We start from the raw sequence: 14,710 nt of genomic DNA, 5'->3' as shown, positions 1-14,710 counted from the left end.
CAACGCGGTTCGAACGCTACCTCAGACCACCGGACCCGGGATGCCCTTGTTGGCTTCCTGGGCGCGGGCCAGGCCTTCCTCGATCTTCTTGGCGGCCTCTTCGGCGTTGCCCCAGCCGCGGACCTTCACCCACTTGTTCTTCTCGAGATCCTTGTAGTGCTCGAAGAAGTGGGCGATCTGCTCGATCACGATGGACGGCAGGTCGGTGTAGTTCTTCACGTCGGTGTAGAAGGGGTGCAGCTTGTCGACCGGAACGGCCAGCAGTTTCTCGTCCTCGCCGGCCTCGTCCTCCATGTACAGGACGCCGATGGGACGCGAGCGCAGGACCGCACCCGGGACGACGCCGTGCTGGCCGACGACGCAGACGTCCACCGGATCGCCGTCACCCGACAGGGTGTGCGGGATGAAGCCGTAGTTGCAGGGATAGAACATCGCGGTGTGCAGGAAACGGTCGACGAACACCGCGCCCGATTCCTTGTCGACTTCGTACTTCACCGGCTGGCCGCCGATCGGAATCTCGATGACGACGTTCACGTCCCAGGGGGCATTCTTACCCGCGGCGAGCTTGCTCAGATCCATGGTATCGCGTTCCTTCGACTGGCGTATTCAGGGCACGTTCTTGTTTCGGCGCCGATGCCCGGTCCGGCGCCACGCGGGGCCGGAGTTTAGGCGGAACGCCGATCAAGGCCAAGGAACTTGCGTGGGCTCTTGCGCAGGTGCGGCAAAGGGGCAACCCTGCCGGGCATGGCCCGCCCGATCCTCCTTCTCCTCATCCTTCTGGCTCTGCCGGCGCTCCGTCCGGCATGCGCGGAGGTCCCCGAACACGGCGCACCGACGCACGGCATCGCCATGAACGCCGGTGTAACGCATGGCATAGCCATGCATGGCGACCTGGCATTGCCGCCGGATTTCACCGCCTTTCCCTATGTCGACCCGGCGGCGCGGAAGGGCGGGACCATCCGGCAGGCGGTGACCGGCAGTTTCGACAGCCTCCACCCGCACATCGTCAAGGGCGTGCCGGCGCTGGGGCTGGGCCATGTGTTCGAAACCCTGCTGACGCGGTCGTGGGACGAGCCCTTCTCGCTCTACGGCCTGCTGGCCGACCGGGTGGAGGTGGCCGGCGACCGCTCCGCCGTCACCTTCCGCATCAACGCCAATGCGCGCTGGCATGACGGGACGCCTGTGACCGCCGCCGACGTGCTGTTCTCCCTGGAGATGCAGCGGAGGCACGGCACACCCAACCGCCGCCTGTTCTATGCCAAGGTCGCGGCGGCCGAGGCGCCCGATCCGCAGACAGTCCGCTTCGCCTTCGCTTCCAACGCGGATGGGACCATCGACCGCGAGATGCCGCTGCTGATGGGGTTGATGCCGATCCATTCGAAAGCTTTCTGGGAAGGCCGCGACTTCAACCGCACGACGCTGGAGCCGATCATGGGCAGCGGTCCCTACCGCATCGCCACCGTCGATCCTGGACGGCGCATCGTCTATGAGCGGGTGCGCGACTATTGGGGCCGCGACCTGCCGACCCGCCTCGGGCAGTTCAACGCCGACCGGCTAGAATTCGACTATTACCGTGACGATTCCGTGGCGCTGGAGGCGTTCAAGGCCGGGCAGGGCGATGTCCGCTACGAGAGCGATCCGGCCAAATGGGCCACCGGCTATGACGGCCCTGCCCGGCGCGACGGGCGCATTGTGCGGGAGGAATTGCCGAACCGGCGGCCGGAGCCGGCGCGCGGACTGATCTTCAACACACGCCGTCCAATCTTCGCCGATCTGCGGGTGCGCCGGGCGCTGGGCATGGCGACCGATTTCGACTGGATCGGGCGCAGCCTGTTCCATGGACTGCTGACCCGCACCGCCAGCTATTACCCCAACTCCGACCTTGCCGCCCGCGGCCTGCCGGAGGGGGAGGAGTTGCGGGCGCTGGAGCCTTTCCGCGACCGGTTGCCGCCGGAGCTGTTCATCCGCCCCTTCACCCTGCCGGATGGCGGGACCGGCAGCGGCCCGGCGGGCCTGCGCGCCAACCGGCGCGAGGCGTTGCGGCTGCTGGAGCAGGCCGGCTGGCGGGTGCGTGACGGCCGGCTGACCGATGCGGCCGGAAATCGTTTTGCCTTCGAAATCCTCCTGTCCGATCCGTCGGAGGAGCGGGTGGCGCTGGAATTCACCCGATCGCTGGAGCCGCTGGGCATCGACGCGCGCGTCCGGACGGTGGACAGCGCCCAGTTCCAGGGCCGCCTGGACCGACTCGAATTCGATATGACCATGCGCTGGTGGGCGTCCAGCCTGTCTCCCGGAAACGAGCAGCTTTATTACTACGGCTCCGAGGCGGCCGGTCAGGAGGGCAGCCGCAATCTGGCCGGCATCCGTGACCCGGTGGTCGACGCACTCGCCCGCTCCATCGCCGTGGCCACCACACGGGCGGAGTTGATCGGTCGCGTGCGGGCGCTGGACCGGGTGCTGCTGTGGGGGCATTACATGGTCCCGCTGTTCCATAGCCCGGTGGACCGGATTGCCCGCCGGTCGACCCTGCACCGTCCGGTAAATACACCGCTGTACGGGCCGATGCTGGAAAGCTGGTGGGTGGCGCCCTAACCCCTTGCCGACCGGGCGGGCACCCAGTGATGGCCCCGGAGGCAATCTCCGGCGGGCGGGTGATCGGGATGGTCCCTGACTGACGTCCGGTAATCGATCGTTGCTATTGTTGCCCCTGTTTGCATTCGTCGCGTCGCGCAGGGGACACAGGATGAATATCCGCACGAAAATATTGTGCGCAAATGTTCTCATCGCCGCCTTTCCGATCTGCATGGCCGTCGTCCTTGCATGGAATGCCGTGGGCGATCTCCGGCAGCGCCACCGGACGGAAAGCTCGCTCTCGGCATTCGAGGCGACGCTGCAGGTCGGCCCCCTGCTGGCCAGTGAACGAGGGCGCTGGGCGGTTGCCTTCGACAGCGAGAAGGCGTTGGATACCGCCGCGGCCCAACCGCTGGAGGCGGCGATCGCCGCCAGCGATGCGGCTCTGGCCAAAGCCCGCGAGCAAATCGAAGCCGCCGGCCTGTCCGCCGCCCCCATCGTCACCGCGTCCAGCCAGCTGAAGGCGGCGCGGACGGCCGCCCGTCAGGCGGCGGAGCAGGCCAAACCGGCCCGGCCGGCGACCATCGCAGCGGCCACGGTCGATGCCATCGCCGTGGCCAACCAGAATGTCGGCAAGGCCATCGACGAGACCTACCGCTCCACCATCGTCAACGGTCCAGACCTGTTCGGACATGTCAATCTGGCGCGTCTGGCCCAGGACATGCGCGACGTCGGCGGTACCCGCTCCGCCTCCGTCGGGCTGTTCGTCGCCGGCATGCCCTTCGGGCCGGAGCGGCTGCAGGCGGCGACCGAGATGACCGGCAGGATCGCCGGGCTGTGGCAGATGACGCAGCAGGCGGTGCTCAATCTCGGCAATCCACCCGAATTGACCAGGGCGCTGGAGCATGTGCGCACCACGATGATGACGGAAGGCGAGCAGCGTTTCCAAAGCGTGATCGACGCCGCGCGTAAGGGTGCGCCGCCGCCCCTGCCGCTTTCCGAATGGCGTCCCTGGGTGACGCCGATGCTGAACAACATCCTGACGATGCGCAACGCCGCCCTGGCTGTGGCGCATGAGACGAACCGGGAGAGCGTAAGTCAGGCCTGGACTCAACTGATCCTCGCCGCGGTGGTTCTGGCCGCGGTCTGCATCACCTTCGGCATCGTGCTGATCGTGCTGTCGGCCCAGGTCACGCGGCGTCTGGGTTCCCTCACCTCCACCGTCGTGCGGCTGGCCGACGGCGATCTCGGCGTCGACATCGCCTATTCCAAACTGCCGGACGAGATCGGCGCGATGGCGCGGGCGATCCAGGTGCTGAAGGAAAGCGCCATCGAACGCGTGCGCTTGGAATCCGAACAGGAGGCCCAGCGCGCCGCCCGCGAGAAGCGCACCGCCGCCGTCGAACGGATGGTCCAGGGCTTCGACCGGGCGGTGTCGGCCATCCTGACCAGCGTATCCGGTGCTTCCACTCAGTTGAGCAGGACCGCCGAATCCATGGCGGCGCTGGCGGAGGAGACCAGCCGTCAGGCCTCCGCCTCCACCTCTGCAGCGGAGCAGACGTCGGTGAACGTGCAGACCGTGGCCTCGGCGACGGAGGAGATGACCGCCTCGATCCGCGAGATCAGCGAACAGGTCTCCCGCTCCAACGGCGTCGCCGCCCAGGCGGTGCGCGAGGCGCAGGACACCACCGGTTCCGTCCGCAATCTGGCCGAGGAGGTCGCGCGCATCGGCGAGGTGGTCAAGCTGATCCAGGACATCGCCAGCCAGACCAACCTTCTGGCGCTGAACGCCACCATCGAGGCGGCGCGGGCGGGGGAGGCCGGCAAGGGTTTCGCCGTCGTGGCGAGCGAGGTGAAGCAGCTGGCCAACCAGACCGCCAAGGCGACGGAGGACATCTCTGCCCAGATCAACAGTGTGCAGAGCGCCACGCGCAGCACGGTGAACGCCATCGAGGGGATCGGAGGCACCATCGGCACGATGAACGAGATCGCCGCCACCATCGCCGCCGCCATCGAGGAGCAGAGCGCCACCACGTCGGAGATCTCGCGCAACGTCCAGCAGGCGGCCCAGGGCACCGGCGAGGTCAGCGGCAACATCGCGCAGGTGCACGAGGCCGCCGCCCAGACCGGCCGGGCGGCGTCGCAGGTGCTCGACGCGTCCACCGGTCTGTCGCGTCAGGCTGATGACCTGCGCCGCGAGGTGGAGACCTTCCTGGCCGGCATCCGCGCCGCCTGACCGTCGTCGGCCTTTCTCTCAAGGCGGCCCTTCTCCCAAGGCGGGAGAAGGGCCTTTCATTCCGGCCCTACCGGTCGTGCAGCGGGGCCATCTGGTCCAGGCGGTGGGCGAACTCGATGTCGGCCGGGGTCACGGCGTCGGCGCTGCGGGTGTAGAGGATCACCTCCACCCGGCCGAGGTCGTTGAACCATTCGGGGTGATGGCCGGTCTTCTCGGCCAGCAGGGCGACCTGATTCATGAACCCCCAGGCGGCCGGAAAATCGGCGAAATGGTAGGTCTTGCGGATGGCGTCGCGTTCCAGCACCTCCGACCAGCCGTGCAGTTCCTTCAGTGCCGTCTGGCGATGCGCGCCGACCAAACGATCGGACATGATGACCTCCCTTTCTTCCGTCCCTCTTTTGCCGCCCGCAGCTTCTTGGCGAACGGGCGGCGGTCCGCTACCTTCTGCGGCATGATACGGAAACCTTCAGGTCCCCATACGGTTCCGCCCACGGTCGAAGACCTGGAGCGCATGGCCGAAGAAGCGCTTGAAACCATCCCGGCGGAGCTTCTGGCCCCGGTCGGGAACCTCGTCATCCATGTCGAGGATTTTCCCGATGAGGATACCGAGCGGGAGATGGAGCTGGAAAGCCCATTCGACCTGCTGGGCCTGTACCGGGGGGTGGATCTGACGCGGCAAAGCGTCGCCGACCTGCGCGGCGGGCCGGACATGATCTTCCTCTACCGCCGCCCGATCCTGGATTACTGGTGCGAGACGGGGGAGGAACTGCCGGCCATCGTCCGCCATGTCCTGATCCACGAGATCGGCCACCATTTCGGCTTCTCCGACGACGACATGGAGCGGATCGAGACGATGGAATAGCCGGGGGGAGTAGGGCGGGGGCCTCTCAGCCCTCCAGCACCTCGGCCACCCGGCGGCGTAGCGCCGGCACCAGCTCCTCCTCGAACCAGGGGTTCCGGTTCAGCCAGGCGGTGTTGCGCCAGCTCGGGTGCGGCAGCGGGATATAGGCTGGGCCGTAGTCGCGCCAGCTCGCCACCGTCTCCGTCATCGTCGCCTTGCGGCGGTCGCCCAGATAGCGCGTCTGGGCGTACTGCCCGATCAGCAGGGTCAGCCGGACGCCCGACAGCGCGCTCAGCACCGGCGGATGCCACAAGGGCGCGCATTCGGGCCTCGGCGGATAATCGCCGCCCTTCGGCATGGTTCCGGGATAGCACAGCCCCATCGGCACCACGGCGATGCGGGACTCGTCGTAGAAGGCGGTCCGGTCCATCGCCAGCCACTTGCGCAGCCGGTCGCCGGAGGCGTCGTCCCAGGGGATGCCGCTGGCATGCACCCGCGCGCCGGGCGCCTGCCCGACGATCAGCAGGCGGGCGGTGCGGCTGCCGCGCAGGACCGGGCGGCAGCCATGGGGAAGGACGCCTGCGCATAGCGTGCAGGCGCGCACCGTCGCGAACAGGCGGTCCAGATCCGAACCGCCCTTAGCCATGTCATCGGACAATCGACAGCAGATCCTGAACGAAGGCCGGCACCACCTGGGTCGCCGGGCCGTGGATGGAGCTGTGGAAATGGGAAGCACCCTCCGACGGTTCCAGGTTCAGCTCCACCGTATAGGCGCCGGCCGACCGCGCTTCCGCCACGAAACCGGCGGCGGGGTAGACATGGCCCGACGTGCCGATCGACACGAACAGGTCGCATTCCTCCAGCGCCCGCTGGATGCGCTCCATCTGGTAGGGCATCTCGCCGAACCACACCACGTCCGGCCGCATGCCGCCCTTGCGCCCGCAGGTCAGGCAATGGTCGTGCACCGACAGGTCGCCCTGAACCTCCGTCACCGTGCGGCAATGCAGGCAGAAGGCCTTCAGCAGTTCGCCATGCATGTGCAGCGGCGCCGTCGATCCGCCGCGCTCGTGCAGGTCGTCGATGTTCTGGGTCACCAGCAGGACATCGCCCTTCCAGCGCCGCTCCAGCTCCGCCAGCGCCCGGTGCGCGGCGTTGGGCTGCACCGCCGGGTCGGCGAGGCCGCGGCGGCGGTCGTTGTAGAAGCGGTGGACGAGGTCGGGGTTGCGCGCGAAGCCCTGCGGCGTCGCCACATCCTCCAGATCGACCTGGCTCCAGATGCCGCCGGCGCAGCGGAAGGTGTCCAGACCCGATTCCTTGGAAATCCCGGCCCCGGTCAGGATGACGATCGAGTCGGTCGGTCGCAGGCGGTTGGTCAGCGCGGGCGAGGGCATGGCATCCCCTTGATATCTGGCGATCGGATTCACGCTTCAAATCGAGTTCGATTTTACGCGATCCGATCTAACGGTTCGGAAACCGGTCATGTGGAAAACTGCTGCGGCGTACGCTTGTCGCGCCTGGAAGTAAAGCCGCTGAGAAGAAAGAAGGGGGATACCGCAGGTGGTCAAGGTCCTGTTCGTCTGCACGGGCAACATCTGCCGCTCGCCAACCGCCGAGGGGGTGTTCCGCCATCTGGCCGAGCGCGCTGGTCTCGGGCCGCATGCGATCGCCGATTCCGCCGGCACCCACAGCTATCATGTCGGCGAGCCGCCCGATCCGCGCACGCAACACGCGGCGCTGGCCCGCGGCGTCGACCTGTCGGGTCTGCGCGCCCGCAAGGTGGTGGCGGCGGATTTCACCCGCTTCGACCATATCCTGGCGATGGACCACGGCCATCTGGCCCAGCTGCGCCGCATCGCCCCGTCGTGCACCACCGCCGCGCTCCGCCTGTTCCTGGACGATGCGCCGGGGTTTGAGGGCCGCGAGGTTCCCGATCCCTATTACGGCGGCCCCGACGGCTTCGAACAGGTGCTGGATCTGTGCGAGGCCGGGTCGCGCGGCCTGCTGGATCGCCTGATGCGCGAATGCGAGTTTCCGATTCGCGAACGCATCGGTTAACGTGTCGCTCTGCCCCGGCCGCTTGGTTTATGCTGCCGGGATTAGCCCTTTCGGAGCATCCGTCAGCCATGACCAGCGCAGCCACCGGCACCACCACGCCCGGCGGAATCCTCGACGGCATCGTCCTGTTCGAGGCCTTCTCGCCGGAGGAGCGCGCGGCCGTTGCCTCGCGCGGGCGGGTGTTCGATGCCGCGGCCGGCACGGTGCTGATGCGCGAGGGCGACATCGCCAGCTCGCTCTACGTCCTGCTCGACGGCACGGTGCGGGTGGTGCGCAACGACCAGTTCGGCGGTCAGGTGGAGGTCGGATTCCGCCGGGCCGGCGACTGTTTCGGCGAGATGGCGCTGATCGACGGCGGCGCCCGCTCCGCCTCAGTGATCGCCGCCACGCCGGTGACGGTGTTCGAGCTGGAGCGCGAGCTGTTCCTGGCGCTGATCTCCCCCTCGCCCGATCTGCTGGCGAAACTGCTGCGCGAACTCAGCCGGATGATCCGCGAGGTGTCGGAGCGGGTGGTGCGCGAGGATCTGGAACGGCGCACCCGCATCGCCGAATCGGCTCTGGCGCGCCAGCGCGCCATCACCCAGGCGGTGACCGGGCTGGCGCATGAGCTGAACACGCCGCTCGGTGTCTGCGTCACCGCAGCCAGCCACTTGCAGGAGCTGGCCCGTCCCGGCAACGGTCCGCTCGCGACGGAGGAATTGCGGGAGCCTGCCGCCCTGCTCGATGCCAATCTCGCGCGCGCGGTGGATTTGGTGGAGGCATTTTCCGCCATCGCCGCCTGCCAGAACGCCGAACCGCTGGAAGCGCTGGACCTGCGCCAGACGGTTGCCGACATCGCGGCGCTGTTCGCCGTCCAGTATCCGGACCTGCAGCTGTCCCTTCGGGTGATGCCGGGCGCTCCCTGTCCGTGGATCGGCTGCACCCAGCCTTTGGAGCGGGTGCTGAACCACCTGTTCGCCAACGCCGCCGCCCATGGTTACGCCGGCGGTCCCGGCGCCGTCGAGGTGACGGTGGAGCCGGCGACGCTGGATGCGGTGCCGGCCTGGACCCTGACCGTCCGCGACCGCGGCGCCGGCATCCCGGCGGAGCATCTGCCGATCCTGACCGATCCCTTCTTCACCACCGCCCGTGGGCGCGGGCACAAGGGGCTGGGGCTGGCGGTGGTCTTCAACACGGTGACCGGCCCGCTCGGCGGCCGGATCGCCTTCGACAGCGCGCCGGGGGCCGGCACGACGGTGACGATCACCCTGCCGCAGGAGCTGTGAGGACGGAGCCGGCCGTCGCCTCCCCCCCGCCATGTCCTCGATTAGGCCGCCGTAGCCGGATCGTCCGTCAGTAAATCAGCTCGTTCTCGCCGCTGCCTTCGGAGATGACCAGTTCGCCGCGGGCAGCGAGATCCTTGGCCAGCTGGACCATGTACATCTGCGCCTCGTCCACGTCGCGGACGCGCACCGGTCCCATGGCGGCCATGTCCTCGCGCAGGATCTTGGCCGCGCGCTCGGACATGTTGGAGAAGAACAGGTCCTTCAGCGTTTCCGACGCCCCCTTCAGCGCCGTGCCGAGCTTCTGCTTGTCCACCGTGCGCAGCAGGGTCTGGACGCCGCTGGGGTCGAGCTTCGACAGGTCCTCGAAGGTGAACATCAGCGACTTGATGCGCTCGGCGCTGTCGCGGTTGCGCTCCTCCAGGGCCGCCATGAAGCGGTGCTCGGTGGTACGGTCCAGACCGTTGAAGATCTCCGCCAGCATCTCGTGGCTGTCGCGGCGGCTGGTGCGGGCGAGATTGGTCATGAATTCGGTGCGTAGCGTGCGCTCCACGTCGTCCAGGACCTCCTTCTGCACCGCCTCCATGCGCAGCATGCGCATGATGACCTCCATCGCGAAGCTTTCCGGCAGCTGGGTCAGCACCCGGCCGGCATGTTCGGGGCGGATCTTGGACAGGACGACGGCGACGGTCTGCGGGTACTCGTTCTTCAGATAGTTGGACAGCACCGACTCGTTGACGTTCGCCAGCTTGTCCCACATGGTCCGGCCGGCAGGACCACGGATTTCCTCCATGATCTGGTCGACCTTGTCCTTCGGCAGGGTCTTCAGCAGCAGGCGCTCGGTCGAATCGAAGGAACCGACCAGCGAGCCGGTGGCGGACATCTGTTCGGCAAACTCGACGAACAGGCGCTCGATCAGGTTGGCCGACACGGTGCCCAGGTTGGCCATCACCTGGGACAGCTCCTTGATCTCCTCGTCGTCCATCAGCGAGAACAGCCTGCTGGCATGCTCCTCGCCCAGTGCGAGCATCATGATGGCGGCCTTTTCCGGGCCGGTGAGGGTCCGGTAATCCTCGCGAACCTTCAACGCCATCTGTCCGCCTCCGCCAATCCGCCCACCTCGCGCCTGGGGCGGGCGGTTCATTCTTACACGTCAGGTTTCCTGTTCTTCCGTTTTAATACGATCCTCTATGGCATTCCATCCCTTCGAGGATGAAGGACGGGGACAAAATCGGCCGATTCCCCGCCCTTCGTTCCGTCCTCCGCCCCCGCCTCCGCCTCTGCCAGCCGCAGCCGTCAGCCGAACCGCTTGGCGATCACCGCATAGGCGGCGCGCAGGCCCAGCGCCTCGCCGCCCTCCGGCCGGCCGGGACGGGCCGAGCCGTTCCAGGCATAGGTGTCGAGATGCGCCCAGGGCGTGCCCTTCGACACGAATTCCTGCAGGAACAGCCCGGCGGTGATGGCGCCGGCGAAGCCGTTGGTGGTGACGTTGTTGATGTCCGCCACCTTGCTGTCCAGCCCCTTGCGGTAGGGCGCCCACAGCGGCAGCCGCCACATCGGGTCGTCCACCGCGGTCCCGGCCTCGGTCAGGTCGTTGGCCAGCGCGTCGTCGTTGCACATCAGCGCCGGCAGGTCGGGGCCGAGCGCCACGCGGGCGGCACCGGTCAGGGTGGCGAAGTCGATCAGCAGCTCAGGCTTCTCCGAATCCGCCTCGGCCAGCGCGTCGCACAGGATCAGGCGGCCTTCGGCATCGGTGTTGCCGACCTCCACCGTCGGGCCCTTGCGGGTCTTCAGCACGTCCTGCGGTTTGAAGCTGTCGCCGGACACGACATTCTCCACCGCCGGCACCAGCACGCGCAGCCGCACCGGCAGCCCGGCCATCATGATCATCCGGCCGAGCGCCAGCGCATGCGCCGCCCCGCCCATGTCCTTCTTCATGATCAGCATGGCCGAGGACGGCTTCAGGTCCAGCCCGCCGGTGTCGAAGCAGACGCCCTTGCCGACGATGGTGACCTTCGGATGCTGCGGGTTGCCCCAGCGCAGGTCGATCAGTCGCGGCGCCCGCGGGCTGGCGCGGCCAACGGCATGGATGGCGGGATAGTCGCGGTCGAGCAGATCCTGCCCGACGATCACCTCGACCGCCGCGTCGAATTCCGCCGCCAGATCCTGCGCCGCCTGGGCCAGTTCGGCCGGACCCATGTCGCAGGCCGGGGTGTTTACCAGATCGCGCACCAGCCAGGTGGCGGTCGCCGCCCGCTCCACCTCGCCGCGGTCGGCCGCCGCCGGCCAGACCAGATTGGCGAAGCCCTTCTCGGGCGGCTTCTTGTAACGGCTGAAGCGATAGCTGCCGAGCGCCCAGCCCAGCGCCGCCCGCGTCGCCGTCCGCGCGTCCAGTGTCGCGTCGATCTTGTAGGAGCCGGCCGGAAGCGAGGCGGGCAGCCCGGCGAAGGCCCACAGATCGTCGATGGCCGACACGCCGGCCAGCACATGGGCGACGCCCCCGTCCGGTCCCGGCAGGAAGACGGTCGATCCGGCCTCGCCGGTGAAGCCCACCGCCTTGACCCAGGAGGCGACGGCCGGCGATTGCGCGGCCAGCCAGTCGGCCAGCCCGGCCTTGGTCACGGGGGTGAGGGCGACGGTGTCGGGGCCGTCGACGGCAAGCAGGGTGGCGAGCAAGACTGAGGATCCTTCTCACGAGATCGCGTCACGCATCCGATGCGGATGCCCATCCCCCAAGGATGGCGCGCCGGGCGCCGGCTGGAAAGGGGTGGCATGCGCCGGGCAGGCATGGGCGGGCTGTGAAAGTCGGCGGATGGAACAGGGTGGAACGGTTTTCCGGGGATGTTCCACTGTTCCATCCGGCCGCCGTATCCCGCCGGTGGTGCGCGTGAATGGAACGGATGAAACACCGTGAAACGATTTCGCCGCGATGTTCCACTGTTCCATCGCCAGCGGGAGGGTAGGCGGGAGAGAGTGGGAGACGGTTGATTTCAGCGGATTAACCATCGGAGGCATGGCCTGTCCATCGCAACCCGGAAGATGCGCAACACTACCATGTCGGGCGAGGCTCGGGATGTGCCGGATGAAAAACGTCCGACCGAGGATTGTCCCGACGGCAAGGCTGATCCTCTTCCGGGCGCAGCCGTCCGACTTGTTGAGGTCCCGGTGCTGGGCCATGCTCGGGAACTTGCCTGACCTGTATTGAAGAAGGTGCAGCCCGATGTCCGACCTGACTCTGGTGATGGGAAACAAGGCTTATTCGTCCTGGTCGCTGCGCCCCTGGCTGGCGATTAAGCAGGCGGGGCTTGCCTTTGCCGAGATCGTCATTCCCCTGCGCCAGCCGGACACCGCCGCGCGCATCGCCGAGCATTCGCCGTCGGGCCGCGTGCCGTCCCTGACCCATGATGGCTTGACCGTCTGGGATTCGCTGGCGATCTGCGAGTATGTCGCGGAGCTGGCGCCCGATGCCCAATTGTGGCCGGCGGACCGGGCGGCGCGCGCGGTGGCGCGGGCGGTGTCGGCGGAGATGCATTCCGGCTTCGTCTCCCTGCGCAGCACCATGTCGATGGACCTCAAGCGCGACCGCAAGGGGCAGGGCATGACCGAGGCGACCGCCGCCGACATCGCCCGGATCGAGGCGCTGTGGGCCGATGCCCGCAGCCGCTTCGGCAGCCCTGCGGGCGGGCCGTTCCTGTTCGGCGCCTTCACCGTCGCCGACGCCATGTTCGCCCCGGTGGTGACGCGGCTGGAGACCTATGGCGTCGCGGTGTCGCCGGTGTCGCGCGCATACATGGACGCGGTGCTGGCGCTACCGGCGATGCGGGAGTGGATCGCGGCAGCCAATGCGGAGCCTTGGGAATTCGAACCCTGAGCTGAGTCAAGGTTGTGCTTGGATATGCGCGTGTCCGTCCCCTTGGCTGGGACGATGCAGGAAACTGTGCCTTGAATGATGGGAGATTATCTGTGGCTTAATATTCTCCATGGTTGTATGTGGAGAAAAATGAATGCAAAAGAATGGCATTAATCCGACAAGACGCGCTCTTTTGGCGAGCGGGGCCGCGGTGGCTGGTCTGGCGGCGGTCGGCACTCCGATCCGGTTGGCACAGGCCGCCACGGCCAACCGCCCCAACATCGCCACGCCGGCCGGGCAGGCGATGATCGCGATCTACGAGCAAGCCGTGAAGGCCATGAAGGATCCGGCGATCAACAACCCGCCGCAGCCGCAAAGCTGGACCTTCCAGGCCTACATCCATTCGCTTCCCTATGATCCGCAAGACCCAAATTCCGACGGCTATGTCAACGGGTCGGCCAGCTTCAAGGCGAAGATCGACCAGATTTATGGGAAGAACCCGACCGGGGCGGCGGCGTCCTGGAAGAAGGCGGCACTTGCCTGCTGGTCGACCTGTCCGCACGGCAGCCCCTATTTCCTGCCCTGGCATCGCTGGTACATGTATTATTTCGAGCAGATCATCCGCTCGGTCAGCAAGCAGCCGGACTTCGCGCTGCCCTATTGGGATTACGGGGCGAGCACCAGCAAGTACCTGCAGCTTCCTCCGCAGTTCCAGGACCCGGCGAGTGCGCTGTACGAGGCGATCCGCGGCAACGGCTTCACCGATCCGCTGAATCTGGTTTCCCAGACCCAGCCGATGAACAAGAACGGCTATCTGGGCTTCCCGCTGGTGGATTACAGCGGTTCGCTGGTGGCGGCGGCCTATTATCCGGCCGATGTCGGCAGTCCGCTGGTCTTCCCGCCCTCCGCGGGCTGGTACGGCTACGGCTATACCGGACGGACCGAGACGCAGCCGCACGACAACGTGCATGACGGCGTCGGCGGACTGATGGGCAATGTGCCGACCGCCGCCCATGATCCGATCTTTTACATGCATCACTGCCAGATCGACCATTTGTGGGCGAGTTGGCAGAGCTATCCCGGGAACGACACCATCAATTTCGCGCCTCCCGGCCAGGGCACGGCGGCCCAGCCGAGCAAGGCGGACTGGGACGCCAAGGTCTTCTCCTTCGTCGACGGCATGGGCCGGCTGGTCACGGCGACGGCACAGGGCGCGCTGAATTACAAGGCCCTGGGCTATGGCTACGATTCCCTGGCGCCCAAGCCGGGCGACAGCGCGGTGATGGCGTCGACGCCGAAATCGGCTCCCGTCGCGGCACTGGCATCCGCCGGCGCGACCGCTTCGATGATCCCGGTGTCCACGGTGGCCGCCAGCCAGAACGTGGCGGTGGGCGGCGGCGGCACCACCCTGACCCTGACCCCCGTCCCGCAGGCCAACCTCCAGGGAACGGCGCGGGCGACCGCTTCGCCGGCAACGCCGGAAACCCTGGTGCTCAAGGGGCTGACGGTGCAGAAGCGACCGCCGGCGCCGCTGTACGTGTTCGTCAACCTTCCAGCCGGCACCACCGCCGCGGTGGGCGGCGATTATTACGCCGGCCCGATCAACCTGTTCAAGGTTGGGACCGTCGGCGCGGCCGGCGGCAACGCGGCGGGAGCCGGTGGCACGGGGCATGCCGGCCATGGCGCCGGACACGGGATGGATACCGCCTCCTTCGTCTATGACGTCTCCAAGCTGCTGGAGACGCAGCGCCAGAAGGGGATTTGGTCGGGCGGTCCGGTGACGGTGACGATCACGACCATCGGCCAGCAGCCGGGGGCGGGAACGACCTACGTCAACATCGGGTCGGTCGAGCTGAAGGACTGATCCCGGCTGCCCGCTTCGGCGGTTACGGTCG

13 protein-coding genes are annotated in these 14,710 nt (G+C 67.5%); 7 read left to right on the top strand and 6 right to left on the bottom strand.

The genetic code is table 11. From position 1 onward, the window contains the following. Window positions 1-21: 21 nt before the first annotated feature. Window positions 22-579 (bottom strand): inorganic diphosphatase, encoded by a 558-nt coding sequence (gene ppa, locus AZOLI_RS12670; protein ID WP_014249059.1) that lies wholly within the window; start codon window positions 577-579, stop codon window positions 22-24. A gap of 300 nt (window positions 580-879) precedes the next feature. Here ppa and AZOLI_RS12665 point away from each other — a divergent pair, with 300 nt between their 5' ends. Beyond that, window positions 880-2,592: an extracellular solute-binding protein gene (locus tag AZOLI_RS12665; RefSeq protein WP_244442483.1), complete on the top strand. Its 1,713-nt coding sequence runs from the start codon at window positions 880-882 to the stop codon at window positions 2,590-2,592. 238 nt (window positions 2,593-2,830) lie between these two features. Next, a complete protein-coding gene (locus tag AZOLI_RS12660; RefSeq protein WP_244442482.1) occupies window positions 2,831-4,807 on the top strand; it encodes a HAMP domain-containing methyl-accepting chemotaxis protein in 1,977 nt (658 codons plus the stop codon). 67 nt (window positions 4,808-4,874) lie between these two features. Here the strand turns inward: AZOLI_RS12660 and AZOLI_RS12655 are convergent, their stop codons facing one another. After that, window positions 4,875-5,177 carry a 4a-hydroxytetrahydrobiopterin dehydratase gene (locus AZOLI_RS12655; protein WP_014249056.1) on the bottom strand — a complete coding sequence of 101 codons (303 nt, stop codon included), beginning with the start codon at window positions 5,175-5,177 and terminating at the stop codon, window positions 4,875-4,877. 141 nt (window positions 5,178-5,318) lie between these two features. On the opposite strand from AZOLI_RS12655, the gene AZOLI_RS12650 reads away from it, so the two are divergent. Continuing rightward, window positions 5,319-5,669 (top strand): metallopeptidase family protein, encoded by a 351-nt coding sequence (locus AZOLI_RS12650; protein WP_014249055.1) that lies wholly within the window; start codon window positions 5,319-5,321, stop codon window positions 5,667-5,669. 25 nt (window positions 5,670-5,694) lie between these two features. On the opposite strand, the gene AZOLI_RS12645 is transcribed toward AZOLI_RS12650, so the two are convergent. Next, window positions 5,695-6,294 (bottom strand): uracil-DNA glycosylase family protein, encoded by a 600-nt coding sequence (locus AZOLI_RS12645; RefSeq protein ID WP_044550137.1) that lies wholly within the window; start codon window positions 6,292-6,294, stop codon window positions 5,695-5,697. 1 nt (window position 6,295) lies between these two features. Beyond that, window positions 6,296-7,039, bottom strand: a complete 744-nt coding sequence (cobB, locus tag AZOLI_RS12640) for a Sir2 family NAD+-dependent deacetylase (RefSeq protein ID WP_014249053.1) — start codon at window positions 7,037-7,039, stop codon at window positions 6,296-6,298. Between the two features lie 166 nt (window positions 7,040-7,205). Between cobB and AZOLI_RS12635 the strand changes: the two genes are divergently transcribed. Both AZOLI_RS12635 and AZOLI_RS12630 read left to right on the top strand, forming a co-directional pair. After that, complete coding sequence (locus AZOLI_RS12635; RefSeq protein ID WP_014249052.1) at window positions 7,206-7,703, top strand: low molecular weight protein-tyrosine-phosphatase; 498 nt, start codon at window positions 7,206-7,208, stop codon at window positions 7,701-7,703. Window positions 7,704-7,771: 68 nt separating this feature from the next. Beyond that, window positions 7,772-8,968, top strand: coding sequence for a sensor histidine kinase (locus tag AZOLI_RS12630; protein WP_014249051.1), 1,197 nt, complete (start codon window positions 7,772-7,774; stop codon window positions 8,966-8,968). Between the two features lie 67 nt (window positions 8,969-9,035). Here AZOLI_RS12630 and fliG read toward each other — a convergent pair whose 3' ends face one another. Continuing rightward, window positions 9,036-10,058: a flagellar motor switch protein FliG gene (fliG, locus tag AZOLI_RS12625; protein WP_014249050.1), complete on the bottom strand. Its 1,023-nt coding sequence runs from the start codon at window positions 10,056-10,058 to the stop codon at window positions 9,036-9,038. A gap of 203 nt (window positions 10,059-10,261) precedes the next feature. Continuing rightward, window positions 10,262-11,641 (bottom strand): leucyl aminopeptidase family protein, encoded by a 1,380-nt coding sequence (locus AZOLI_RS12620; RefSeq protein WP_014249049.1) that lies wholly within the window; start codon window positions 11,639-11,641, stop codon window positions 10,262-10,264. 544 nt (window positions 11,642-12,185) lie between these two features. On the opposite strand from AZOLI_RS12620, the gene AZOLI_RS12615 reads away from it, so the two are divergent. Next, window positions 12,186-12,836 (top strand): glutathione S-transferase family protein, encoded by a 651-nt coding sequence (locus AZOLI_RS12615; RefSeq protein WP_014249048.1) that lies wholly within the window; start codon window positions 12,186-12,188, stop codon window positions 12,834-12,836. A 190-nt stretch (window positions 12,837-13,026) separates the two neighbouring features. Beyond that, window positions 13,027-14,679 (top strand): tyrosinase family protein, encoded by a 1,653-nt coding sequence (locus AZOLI_RS12610; RefSeq protein WP_162488069.1) that lies wholly within the window; start codon window positions 13,027-13,029, stop codon window positions 14,677-14,679. Window positions 14,680-14,710: the final 31 nt, after the last annotated feature.

The organism is Azospirillum lipoferum 4B (assembly GCF_000283655.1).
In the GTDB taxonomy this organism is placed as follows: domain Bacteria; phylum Pseudomonadota; class Alphaproteobacteria; order Azospirillales; family Azospirillaceae; genus Azospirillum; species Azospirillum lipoferum_C.
The sequence above is the reverse complement of the archived record's forward strand: the minus strand, read 5'-3'. Positions and strand labels throughout refer to the sequence as shown.

Bases quoted from the DNA above. Each gene is read 5' to 3' on its own strand.
- cobB (WP_014249053.1), bottom strand. From the start codon at position 7,039: ATGCCCTCGCCCGCGCTGACCAACCGCCTGCGACCGACCGACTCGATC.
- fliG (WP_014249050.1), bottom strand. From the start codon at position 10,058: ATGGCGTTGAAGGTTCGCGAGGATTACCGGACCCTCACCGGCCCGGAA.
- AZOLI_RS12655 (WP_014249056.1), bottom strand. From the start codon at position 5,177: ATGTCCGATCGTTTGGTCGGCGCGCATCGCCAGACGGCACTGAAGGAA.
- AZOLI_RS12645 (WP_044550137.1), bottom strand. From the start codon at position 6,294: ATGGCTAAGGGCGGTTCGGATCTGGACCGCCTGTTCGCGACGGTGCGC.
- AZOLI_RS12630 (WP_014249051.1), top strand. From the start codon at position 7,772: ATGACCAGCGCAGCCACCGGCACCACCACGCCCGGCGGAATCCTCGAC.
- AZOLI_RS12650 (WP_014249055.1), top strand. From the start codon at position 5,319: ATGGCCGAAGAAGCGCTTGAAACCATCCCGGCGGAGCTTCTGGCCCCG.
- ppa (WP_014249059.1), bottom strand. From the start codon at position 579: ATGGATCTGAGCAAGCTCGCCGCGGGTAAGAATGCCCCCTGGGACGTG.
- AZOLI_RS12615 (WP_014249048.1), top strand. From the start codon at position 12,186: ATGTCCGACCTGACTCTGGTGATGGGAAACAAGGCTTATTCGTCCTGG.
- AZOLI_RS12665 (WP_244442483.1), top strand. From the start codon at position 880: ATGCATGGCGACCTGGCATTGCCGCCGGATTTCACCGCCTTTCCCTAT.